At 35.2% G+C, this 11396-nt stretch carries 10 protein-coding genes and 1 other annotated feature; of the genes, 7 read left to right on the forward strand and 3 right to left on the reverse strand.

Features of this window, described 5'->3' with window-relative positions:
* Window positions 1-103: 103 nt before the first annotated feature.
* Window positions 104-2707, reverse strand: coding sequence for an MSCRAMM family protein (locus FFM65_RS08810; RefSeq protein WP_119318403.1), 2604 nt, complete (start codon window positions 2705-2707; stop codon window positions 104-106).
* Window positions 2708-3033: 326 nt separating this feature from the next.
* On the opposite strand from FFM65_RS08810, the gene FFM65_RS08815 reads away from it, so the two are divergent.
* The 3 genes from FFM65_RS08815 (at window position 3034) to FFM65_RS08825 (ending at window position 6068) form a co-directional block, all read left to right on the forward strand.
* Complete coding sequence (locus FFM65_RS08815; RefSeq protein WP_119318404.1) at window positions 3034-3624, forward strand: TetR/AcrR family transcriptional regulator; 591 nt, start codon at window positions 3034-3036, stop codon at window positions 3622-3624.
* An 89-nt stretch (window positions 3625-3713) separates the two neighbouring features.
* Window positions 3714-4994 (forward strand): RNA polymerase factor sigma-54, encoded by a 1281-nt coding sequence (gene rpoN / locus FFM65_RS08820; protein ID WP_119318405.1) that lies wholly within the window; start codon window positions 3714-3716, stop codon window positions 4992-4994.
* Window positions 4995-5141: 147 nt separating this feature from the next.
* Window positions 5142-6068, forward strand: coding sequence for an AEC family transporter (locus FFM65_RS08825; RefSeq protein WP_119318406.1), 927 nt, complete (start codon window positions 5142-5144; stop codon window positions 6066-6068).
* Between the two features lies 1 nt (window position 6069).
* On the opposite strand, the gene FFM65_RS08830 is transcribed toward FFM65_RS08825, so the two are convergent.
* Together FFM65_RS08830 and FFM65_RS08835 are read right to left on the reverse strand one after the other, a co-directional pair.
* The gene (locus tag FFM65_RS08830; RefSeq protein WP_119318407.1) at window positions 6070-6402 is read right to left on the reverse strand and encodes an ArsR/SmtB family transcription factor; all 333 of its coding nucleotides are present in this window, start codon (window positions 6400-6402) and stop codon (window positions 6070-6072) included.
* A gap of 31 nt (window positions 6403-6433) precedes the next feature.
* The gene (locus FFM65_RS08835) at window positions 6434-6997 is read right to left on the reverse strand and encodes a cadmium resistance transporter (protein WP_119318408.1); all 564 of its coding nucleotides are present in this window, start codon (window positions 6995-6997) and stop codon (window positions 6434-6436) included.
* A 119-nt stretch (window positions 6998-7116) separates the two neighbouring features.
* Between FFM65_RS08835 and hisJ the strand changes: the two genes are divergently transcribed.
* The 4 genes from hisJ (at window position 7117) to hisD (ending at window position 11386) form a co-directional block, all read left to right on the forward strand.
* A complete protein-coding gene (gene hisJ, locus FFM65_RS08840) occupies window positions 7117-7947 on the forward strand; it encodes a histidinol-phosphatase HisJ (protein WP_119318409.1) in 831 nt (276 codons plus the stop codon).
* An 83-nt stretch (window positions 7948-8030) separates the two neighbouring features.
* Window positions 8031-8255, forward strand: a binding site (T-box leader).
* Window positions 8256-8317: 62 nt separating this feature from the next.
* The gene (locus tag FFM65_RS08845) at window positions 8318-9484 is read left to right on the forward strand and encodes an ATP phosphoribosyltransferase regulatory subunit (protein WP_119318410.1); all 1167 of its coding nucleotides are present in this window, start codon (window positions 8318-8320) and stop codon (window positions 9482-9484) included.
* Window positions 9459-10097: an ATP phosphoribosyltransferase gene (gene hisG / locus FFM65_RS08850; RefSeq protein WP_119318411.1), complete on the forward strand. Its 639-nt coding sequence runs from the start codon at window positions 9459-9461 to the stop codon at window positions 10095-10097. The genes FFM65_RS08845 and hisG overlap by 26 nt, the downstream gene beginning before the upstream one ends.
* Window positions 10098-10099: 2 nt before the next feature.
* Window positions 10100-11386, forward strand: coding sequence for a histidinol dehydrogenase (hisD, locus tag FFM65_RS08855; RefSeq protein ID WP_119318412.1), 1287 nt, complete (start codon window positions 10100-10102; stop codon window positions 11384-11386).
* The last annotated feature ends 10 nt before the right edge of the window (window positions 11387-11396 follow it).

An 11396-nucleotide genomic window follows, 5' to 3' on the forward strand; every position in this document is an offset into this window, starting at 1 on the left:
ATGCGTATTCAACTTATAAGAGCGTAAAGAAAAAGAACCATACCAATTAAGGCATGATTCTTAGTAAAAGGTCTTACCAACATGATTTGACTTAGACCCAAAATTAGTAACTTAATCTCTTGATCCAATACTTGAGAAGTACGAACAAAGCAATGAATAATCCACTAATCATCATGAACAAGCCGTTTTCATTACCAGTTTGTGGGAATGTGCCTTTTTCATATGATGATTGACCAGAAGTAGGGATCATTGAACTACTTGTTCCATTAGTTGAAACAGATGGTTTCAAACTAGAACTTGTAGTATTGGAAGGTGTGCCAGGAATTACTGGATATGGTGTGGAAGAACTAGGAGTTTCTTCAGCACTTTCTGTACCAGGAATTTCTGGATAAACAGGTTCAGTTGCACTTGGAGATTCAGGTTGACTAGGGCTTTCTGGATTAGTTACAGAAGGTTCAGTAGTACCGGGATTTTCAGGTTGACTAGGACTTTCTGGATTAGTTACAGGAGGTGTAGTAGTACCAGGAGATTCAGGTTGGCTAGGACTTTCTGGATTAGTTACAGAAGGTGTAGTAGTGCCAGGAGATTCAGGTTGACTAGGACTTTCTGGATTAGTTACAGGAGGTGTAGTCGTACCAGGATTTTCAGGTTGGTTAGGACTTTCTGGATTAGTTACAGGAGGTGTAGTCGTACCAGGATTTCCAGGTTGGCTAGGATTTTCTGGATTTGTTGTAGGAGGTGTAGTACCAGGGTTTTCAGGTTCTACAGGTGGTACTGGGATATCTTCTTCAATTAAGGTATCCTTGGCTTCTACTTGAGTAGTTTCACCTTTAGAAATGGTAAAACTGATTGGTTGAAGACTTGATTGATAGCCTTCAGGAGCTTTGGTTTCGACAAATGAATAAGTGCCAGTAGGTAAATCAGGAACGGTGATTTTACCATTAGCATCAGTTGTCAAACCTGTTTGAAGAATTGCTCCAGTACTGTCTACAAGATCATAAACGGCACCAGGCAAAACTTTACTAATATCGCTGGCATCAACTTTTGTTAAAACAACACTACCAGTATCTGGTGTAGTATCAAGAGCAGTGTTGAATTTTTCAAGAGCCAATGGAGTGGTTTGATTTAAAGCAATTGTAAAGTTCAATGGTGTGGCATCCAATTCGTAGCCAGGAGCAGCAGCAGTTTCAACTAAGGAGTAGTCACCAACAGGTAAATCATCGATAGCCAATTTACCGTTACTGTCGGTTACGAGTCCACTTTGGATGACCTTACCAGTGCTATCCAATAATTCAAATGTAGCACCGGCAATTGGATCCTTTGTTTCGGCATTTGATTTAGTTAAAATAACTGAACCAGGGATGGCTTTATCGCTTTGACTGACTTTGAGATTGACATTGCCATCTTTATCTGGAATTGTGAACTCAATCGGATTTTGATTAATCAAATAACCATCAGGAGCCTTTACTTCGGTCAAAGTATAAGAACCATATGGTAAGTTATGGATATTGATTTGACCATTTTCATCAGTTTCAGCGTTAGAAATGATGACGTAGCCAGTTCCATCAGCTAATTGATATTCAGCGCCACTTAAGGCTTTGTTAGTTGTAGCGTCAGTTTTTTGCAATGAAACACTACCGACTTGTTGATCACCATTACCAGTTCCGGAACCACCCCAAGATGTTGAGGCACTGATATTATTTGTTCCTTCGCTTGAGGCCATCGTTGCGTTGTTAGTCCAAGTTGTTGAACCACTGGCATTTGTATTCGTTACTTTAACTCTGTAGTAAATATCGACTGCAGTTGTAACATTGCCAGGGAAGGTAATGATAACTTTGTTACCATCAGTTGTAACTGTTGGATGTAATTGTTGACCATTACTTACAAATCCACCGGGTCCATAAGATCCACCAATAGCGGATAGGGAATCAGGAATATACTCTTGGTTAGGACCTAAAGTATCAGTAATAGTAACACCACTTAAGTTGTGTTCATTAGGATTAAAAGCAATATTCCAAGTTAATTCATTTGGAACGTTATTAGCATCGAATCCTGCGACCCAACCTAATTTATTGAACATCCAATCTTCGCCCTCAGTATTATTGCTAGTATTTGTACCTTTTGAAACTAAGGTCAAGGTACCTTTACGGTTAGCGTTAGTATTGGACAAAACGTTATTGAATGTTAAAGTACCAACGGTTTCACCATTTTTGATCGTGGCAGTACCGATTTCAACGTTGCTACTATTGTAAATAGGGAAGGTCAAATCACCGTTGGCAACAACACCTTCAGGTAAAGTAAATTGAGTTGTGTCACCAGCATTGATTTGAACACCATCTGGAATACTCCAGTTATAATTTACCTTGTAATTTAACCAAGTATATAAATCATCGCTTGGAGTTACAGGATTACCATTGACGTCGGTCAAAGTGGCATCTTCAGCACCTAAACCAGTAATTGTTAAAGCTCTAGGCGATACAGCTGTAGTTGTTGGTTGAGTAGTCGTAGTTGAACTTTTGGATGTACTAGTAGTTGGAGTAGTTGTCGCGGCTGCCGTCGTGGTATTCCCAGGCGGAGAAGTCGTCGTTTCAGTTGGAGTAGTGGTTGTGGTAGCTGCTTGAACTGAAATTTGTGGGATAAAGAAGATCAGAAATGCTAAAAACAATCCAATTAAGGATGTAACAATCAATGATTTTTTCATATTCATTAAAAAGCATCTCCCTTAAAATACGATAAGTTATTAAAAATTAGTAACTTGATTATTGGTGCCGAACCCATACATATTCTCGTTACACCTAGAGTATATGACTTGCAAAAAAATAAGTTAAATAAATAGACCAATTAATTAATTATACCGTTTAAATAATATTTCTAATATATACCAATTTTGGATATGCAAACAAAAACACTTCAAATTAATGGACATTTCATCTATAAATTTGAAGTGTTTTTGCTTGAAGACTATAAAAAAATGGAAAAAAACTTCATCAAAAATATGTTATAGTGATGCCAAAAATAGTGATGGTGAGGATAATGGAAAGAGTTGATCGGCGCGTACAAAAAACTAATCGATCCTTGCAAGCTGCTTTTAAAAAACTAGCTAAAACAACTAAATATCGAGATATTACAGTTAAGCAATTGACCAAAACGGCTCAAATAAATCGGAAAACTTTTTATTTACATTATGATTCAATCGATGAATTCTCATCGATGATAGCAGATGAAATTTCTGAAAAGATTTTACAGCTGATTTTAGAAAAGCCTCTCAAAGAAGGTTTATCAATTCCAGGGTATATCTTTGATAAAATATTTGACTTCTTCTCTCAATCACGAGAATTTTATACTTTTATGATGACGTCGGCTGATTATCGTTTTATTGGCCAACAAGTTGAGGAAAAAGTATCAAAAGGATTAGCTGATGCTATTTTAAGGGAGTTTAGCCTTAGTAAATTGGATGCTTATATTTGTGCTAGTTTTTTGATTCGTAATACTTTGTTGTTATTTCGGATATATAATGATGGACGAATAAAACTTGATAGAAATGAATTTAGAGATCGCTTGATCCGTCTGAATTCATCTGGATTGAAGAGCTTTTTGGATCTTAAGCGTAATTTGGAAAATTAATTTTTGGGATAAGAATACAAATTACTTAAAAAGCGCTATCATTATATTAGTTATTGGATGAAAGCGCTGTTAGAAAGGGAGTGAATCTGATGGAATTAAAACAAAACTTAAATCAAAAACAAGTTCAGGGATTGTCTTTGACTCAAGGCATGCGTCAGTCTATTTTAATATTACAATCTGATGCAATCGATTTAGCTGATTATTTGAATGAACAAAGTTTAGAAAATCCATTGTTTGACGTTCATGTCAATTTGGATATGCCATTTATTGAAAATAGTAATAATACTTCATATCAAATCAAAGATGAACAACAATCATTGTTTGAGTACTTATTGGATCAAGTTCAATTAACGATGAGAAAGACGCCTTTGCGTGATCTAGTGATTTATTTAATCGAACAGTTGGATCCAAATGGTTATTTGACTTTGTCAGATAAAGAAATTTTTGAGGAAGTAAAAGATATAACGCCAATTATGCTGCTTGATGCAAAAACATTGTTGCAACAACTAGATCCTCCAGGGATTGGGGCTCATAATTTGCAAGAATGTTTATACTTACAAGCTCAAGCTGATAATGCTAATAAAGAAATCATGTCTATGTTGAGTGATAATTTCGAATTATTTACTAAACACGAATGGAAGCAATTAAAGCGTAGTTTGAAGATTTCAAATGTGGAATTGCAAAAGGATATTGATTTTATCCAGTCCTTATCGGCTAATCCTGGTCAGAGATATACATCACAAAATGAGCAGTATGTCGTTCCAGAATTACAAGTTAAAAAGAATCAAGATAAATTGACCTTATCGATTACGAAATATGGTCAACCACAATTAGTTTTTGCTGAAGAAACGTATGATCGTTTAGTTAAATCAACTGATGATGATGTTCAAAAGTATATTCACGATAAATATAATCAATACAAGACTTTGGAATACAACTTACAGCGTCGAATTGATACGATTTCAATCATTGGTAGATGTATCGTTAGAGCACAATATCAATTCTTCATGCAAAATACTCAAGCCCTAGAGCCATTATTAATTCGTGATGTTGCTCAAAAGTTGCAGATCAGTGAATCGACTGTCAGCCGGACAATCAATGGCAAATACATTCAAACCGATTTTGGTATTTTTGAATTGAAGCGTTTCTTCTCTCGTCGTAGTAAGGTAACCGTTGGTGAAGATAAGTCAGTTGATCAAGTTAAAGTTAAGATTAAAGATATCATTAATGATGAAGATAAAAAGAAGCCGTTGAGTGACCAAAAGATTTCTGAGATGTTGCTAGAGGACGGTCTCAAGATAGCCCGCCGGACAGTGGCTAAGTATCGGGAACAATTAGGTTTCCCATCAACTAGTCGTCGACGCATTTGAAGTCTAGTTAGTAATTTTAAAGCACTAAAAAACTCATTAAAGTGTCATTGTTAGACATTTTAATGAGTTTTTTTTGCGTTATTTGTAATTAAAACCGACTTTTGGCATAAAATATTTGTATAATGTATTAACCAAAGGGGGACACTAATGAATATTGGACAATTGATAAATCAAATTATTTTGATGTTTGGTTTAATGCTGATTGGGGTTTTAATCAACAAATTAAAATTTATGCACGCACAAACTTCAAGCGATTTAACTAACGTCTTGTTGTATATTGTTTCGCCATGTTTAATTATCAATGCTTTTGAGCAGCCTTATTCTGATTCACGAATCAAACAATTTTTACTGGCAATTTTAGGGGTTGTCATCTTGTATTTTGTGGAAATTATTGTAGCAAAATTGATTTTTGGTCGGTTAAAAAATGAGAATCTTAAACGTATTGCTCAGTATGGCAGTATTTATTCAAACGCTGGTTTTATGGGAATACCTTTGATCAGTTCTTTATTCGGTGCTCCCGGAGTATTTTTTGCTGTTGTGTCATTGGCGGGATTTAATATTTTTAGTTGGACCCAGGGAGTCTCTTTGTTTAAAACTAGTGAGAATGAAGAGAAAACTGATTGGAAGCAAGTTTTGTTGAATCCAAATATTATCGCTATCGTTTTAGGTGTGATTTTATTTGTCTTTTCAATCAAAATTCCAAGTGTTCCTAATCAAATTATCAAATACGTTGGTTCAGTCAATACTCCTTTGTCGATGATTGTTATTGGTAATAGTTTGGGGAATATCACTTTTAGTAAAAAGATGTTGAACAAAGAGATTGGCTTGACGATCTTTTTACGTAATTTACTATTCCCAATCATTGCCATCTTTATTTTACAAATATTAGGAGTGACTGGAATTGCCTTTTACACGACAATTGTGATGGCAGCTTGTCCAGTTGCTGGCTTAGTAGTCCTGTTCACTTTACAAGCGCAAGGGGATGCTGCCCCAGCAATTTCTTTGATGAGTTTGTCGACCATTTTGAGCTTAATTACGATTCCTTTAGCTTTTGCCTTAGGAAATATATTGTAAATTATTCACCATGTTTTTTGCCACGAATTACATGATCTGCGTGTTGAAGCATTTCATTGATTACATCGAGAATATGAGGATCATCGAGACGGTAATAATTGTATTTACCGTCTTTTTTTGAGCTGACGAGTTGATGTTTTTTTAAAATTGCCAATTGATGAGAGACGACTGATTGTTCAATATTTAAAGTTTGGCTGATTTCATTGACATTTAATGATTTTCTTTCTAAAAGTTTTAACATTTGTAAACGATTAGGATTGCTCAATAATTTGAAAATGCGCTCTGATTCAACTAATTGTTTGAAATTGATAGGATTCTTGATTTCTTTGCTCATCTAATTCGGTCCTTTGTCTATAATAACGTTATTATAGCAAATCTAGCAGATAGGTAATTAAGCCACTATCCCAAAATACATATAAGCCAATGGATAGATAACAGATTTTCATAGCTACTTCGCCATATTTTTTCATGATTAATTCGACCAATTTTGATTGAGAAATCAATTTGATGAGGCAAACGATTAAAATGGTCAAAGAGCCGATAAACAGCAATGTAATCATAAAATTATTCAAAGTTTCCCCAGCTAAAACTGGCAAAAAAATCGACAAATTACAACCGGCACAAACGGATAGATAAGTGATTAAAACTGTCATAATATCGGATTTATGTTCCGAATGTTTGGTGTCATCGTCATCATCGTGTAAAGCTAGATAAATTGGTAAAATTCCCAGGATTCCCAAAATCCATTCTGGTAAAAAGTTAGCCAAAGTTTTGCCAATCGTGAAACTGATACTTAATAAAATTATATTTCCTAAAAAATAACCGAGAATTACCTTAGATAATTTAAATTTCTTCAGTAAGAAAATTAGCATAAAGAAAAAATCGAGATTTACACTTAAAAAAGTTAGTAATAATAACCAATAGTTCATAATTTAGCTTCTTTCATATGTTATTTATAACATATGTTGAGAATAACATATATTTTGTGGAAGATAAATTGTAAATGATTAGAAAAAGTGATTCAATTATTAAAAATGAGGTGATTAAAATGTTAACTGACGGACACACGCATACACAATTCTGTCCTCATGGTAGTGGTCAAGATGCTGAATTAATGATTCAACGAGCAATTAAATTAGGTTTCAAGAAGTACTGTATTACTGAACATGCGTCTTTGCCACCAGATTTTAAAAATGATTATGCAGGAACTAAGGAAGGGTTGACTGAAGCTTCGATGGCCAATTCTGATTTGGAAGAATATTTTCAAGAAATGACTCGCTTGCAAAAAAAATATCAATCTGAAATTAAAATCACGATTGGCTTTGAAGTGGATTATTTACCAGGTTTTGAAGATTGGACGAAAGATTTCTTAGATGAATATGGTCCGAGAACTCAAGAAAATATTTTGTCCGTTCACTTTATGCGGGGAACAGATCAAAAATTGTGGTGCGTTGATTTTGGCGTGGATGATTTTCAACAGGGATTCAAAAGCTTATTAGAACGACCTCAAGATGTCTTTACACGTTATTTTCAAACGGTCAGAAATTCTGTTCAAGCTGATTTGGGAAATTATCGGCCAGTAAGAATCGGTCACATGAGTTTGGTTAGAAAGTATCAAGATTATTTCCATTTGCCAACTCAATATGATGAGAAAAATCTATTATTAATTGATGAAATTTTACAAGATATTAAACAACAAAATCGGCAATTGGATTTGAATTTGGCTGGATTGTATAAACCATTTTGTAATGATTTTTATCCAGGCAAATCGATTATAATACCTGCACAAAAATTAGGAATACCACTAGTTTATGGGTCTGATGCACATGATGTTTTGTCAGTTGGGCGAGGTCATCATTTATTAAAAACGTTAATTTAAACTTGACAAATTAAAAATCAGCTTATATCATTAGAAACAATTTAAATGTTATTTAATAATTCTAATTTAAATTTAATTTAATGATAAAAATAATGATTAGGAAAAGTAATTGACCCAACCTTCACAGAGAATTCTTGATAGTGGAAAAAGAATATGGTGATCGATGAACCCACACCTATGAATTGCAAGGCTGAACTAAGTAGGCTTTGCCGATCGGTTTCGTTATCCGAGTTGACTCAGCCAACGTGAGGTTTAATCCGCAAGGGTTAGACGAAATGAGGTGGAACCGCGCAAATTACGTCCTCTTAGCAATTTATTTTGCTAAGGGGATTTTTTTATCTAATTTTTTATTTCAGGGGAGGTTAGGAAAGTGAAAAACAATTTATTACCATTAGGAACTCGAGATGAATTTGGAGTTCGTTCTGAAGAAAAGCAACGCATCATTGGGGTGATTCAGCGACATTTCAAAGAATTGGGTTTTGCAAGAATTTCTACGCCAATTATCGAAAAACAAGCTGTCTTTCAACCTTACCAATTGATTAACTCAAAGATGTATCGCTTGTTAGATCAAGAAGGTGACACGATTGTTTTAAGACCGGACTTGACCTTACCAATAGCAAGATTTCTCAGTTCGACGAGTATTCCTTTACCACAAAAATTTAGTTATGTCGGTGATATTTTTCGACTCAGCCGCAGTCTTTCAGGTTCATACAATCAGTTGACTCAAGCGGGAATTGAATTGGTTGGTTATCAGTCAACCAAAGCTGAGTTGGAATGTTTGATCAATATTTATGATTTGAGTCAAGAAATTTTAGATGAACAAGTAACGATTGAATTAGGCTATGCCGATTTTGCCAAAATTTTTCTTGATATTTTTACCGACGATGTTGAATTGAGAAAACAAATAGCTCAAGCGTTGTTCGATAAAAAGATAACTGAATATGAACGTCTGATTCAGCCGTTTAAAGATAGTAATTTATATTGCTTATTAAAAAAATGGCCAAGACTTTTTGGTAAGCCGGTGGATATTTTTCAAGAATTAAATCAATACGATTTACCAGATTCAGTTAATTTGCGCTTGAAAAAAATCGAAGAAATAGTTTCTCTAGTCAAGCAAGTTCGTCCTAATCAGCAAATAGTTATCGACTTGAGTAGTCGTGCGCCGCAGCAGTATTACACTGGTTTAACTTTTCGAGGTTTTGCCAAAAGTGGTGAAGATTATATTTTCAGCGGTGGACGTTATGACAACTTACTAGCTAACTTTCAAGCCCAAAATGAACCGGCAGTTGGCATGGGAATCGATATCGATTTATTAACAGACTTATGTACAAGGAAATTCAATCGTGTACCAAAAACTTTAGTCTTTAGTTCAATTGAGAATTGGTCAAAAGCACAAGCATTAGTGCAAAAATTGCCGAACGCAACCTTATCTTTAAGTGATACAAAAGCTGATGCCATAAAAGAGTCAAAAAAAATTCAAGCTAAGTTGATCGATATTGAGGAGGATGAAAATGAATTTAAAGATAGCTTTAACTAAAGGTCGAGTTGAAAAACAAGTCATTCCACTATTAGAAAAAGCTGGAATCGATTGTACGCAGCTACGAAATAAAAAGAGACGTTTGATATTTAATTCCACCTCTCAGCCATTTGAATTTATTCTCGCCAAAGGTCCAGATGTCACAACCTTTTTGGAACGGGGAGTCGTTGATATAGGCATTGTTGGCAGTGATATTTTGACAGAGCATCGTAATAGTCAATATGAATTATTAGATTTAAAGACAGGTCATTGTCAATTTGTTTTAGCATCAACGAAAGATTTTGATCCCGCTGAACCTAAACGAAAAATTATAGGAACTAAATATCCTAATATCACTAAAGATTACTTTGATGGTCTAGGGCAAGATGTCGAAATAATCAAAATCGAAGGGTCGGTCGAATTGGCTCCCTTGATTGGTTTAACTGATGCCATCGTTGATATCACGGAAACTGGAACCACGCTTCGTGAAAACAATTTAAAGGTTTTTGATTACTTAAACAAAGTTTCCACTCGCGTAGTAGTCAATCGGATGGCTTTAAAGCAACATCCCCAAGAAATATTTGAATTTATAGATCAATTAAAAAAGGTCGTTACTGAAGAAAGAGGCAAGTAAAAATGAAAATTTATCAAAAGAGCTTAACTGAATTAGAAAAGATCGTCCAAAATAAAACACGTCAATTAACTGACTTCAAAGTGGAACAAGCTGTTAGCCAGATTATTGAACAAGTTGTTGAAAATGGAGATGAAGCTGTTCGCAATTATGAAGAAAAATTTGACCAAGTGAAATTGGCAGATTTCAAATTAGATCAAGCAGTTATTGATGAAGCTTATGAAACCTTAGATGAAAATGTTAAAAAAGCACTATTGTTAGCCAAGAGAAACATCACGAGTTTCCACCAAAAAGAAGTCAGCAAAGGCTTTATCGATTCAGAACAAGTTGGAGTTTTGAGAGGTCAAAAATTACTGCCATTACAAAAGGTTGGACTTTACGTTCCTGGTGGTACAGCTGCCTACCCATCAACAATTCTAATGAGTGCTTTGCCAGCTAAAATTGCTGGAGTCAAGGAAATAATCATGGTCACGCCTCCACAAAAAGACGGTATCTCCAAAGCAGTTTTGGCTGCTGCTAAGATTGCAGGAATTGATTCAATCTACCAAGTCGGTGGTGCTCAAGCGATTGCAGCGTTGGCTTTTGGAACAGAAACGATTCCTCAAGTTGACAAAATTGTGGGACCTGGAAATATCTTCGTTGCTACAGCTAAAAAACAAGTTTTTGGTCAAGTTGCTATCGACATGGTAGCTGGACCTTCAGAAATTGGGATTATTGCTGACGAGCAAGCTGATCCTAAACAGTTAGCCGCTGACTTGTTATCGCAAGCAGAACATGACAAGTTGGCTCGTCCTATCTTAGTAACTGATAGTGAAAAATTAGCTCAAGCTGTTAGTCAAAATGTGGATTTGCAGCTTAAAACTTTACCACGTCAAGAAATCGCTCAAGCTTCAGTTTTAAACAAAGGCTTCATCGCTATCGTTAAGAACTCAGATGATATGTTCACTTTGATGAATTTGATTGCCCCAGAGCACTTGGAAATTCAATTGGAAAACCCGACCCAATATCTCAATCAAATTAAAAACGCCGGTTCAGTTTTCTTAGGAAAATACGCATCTGAACCTTTGGGAGATTATGTTGCCGGACCTAACCACATTTTACCAACGGGTGGTACCGCCAGATTTTCTTCACCATTGGGAGTATATGATTTCGTCAAACGAACTTCATTTATCCAATACACTAAACCGGCTCTAGAAAAAGAAGCCAAAGCTATCACGACATTGGCACGAGTAGAAGGACTAGAAGCCCACGCTCGAGCTATCGAATCAAGATTTGATAAATACTATGAATAAGAGGGAACAA

It is taken from the genome of Companilactobacillus formosensis, from assembly GCF_005405305.1.
Classification (GTDB): Bacteria; Bacillota; Bacilli; order Lactobacillales; family Lactobacillaceae; genus Companilactobacillus; species Companilactobacillus formosensis.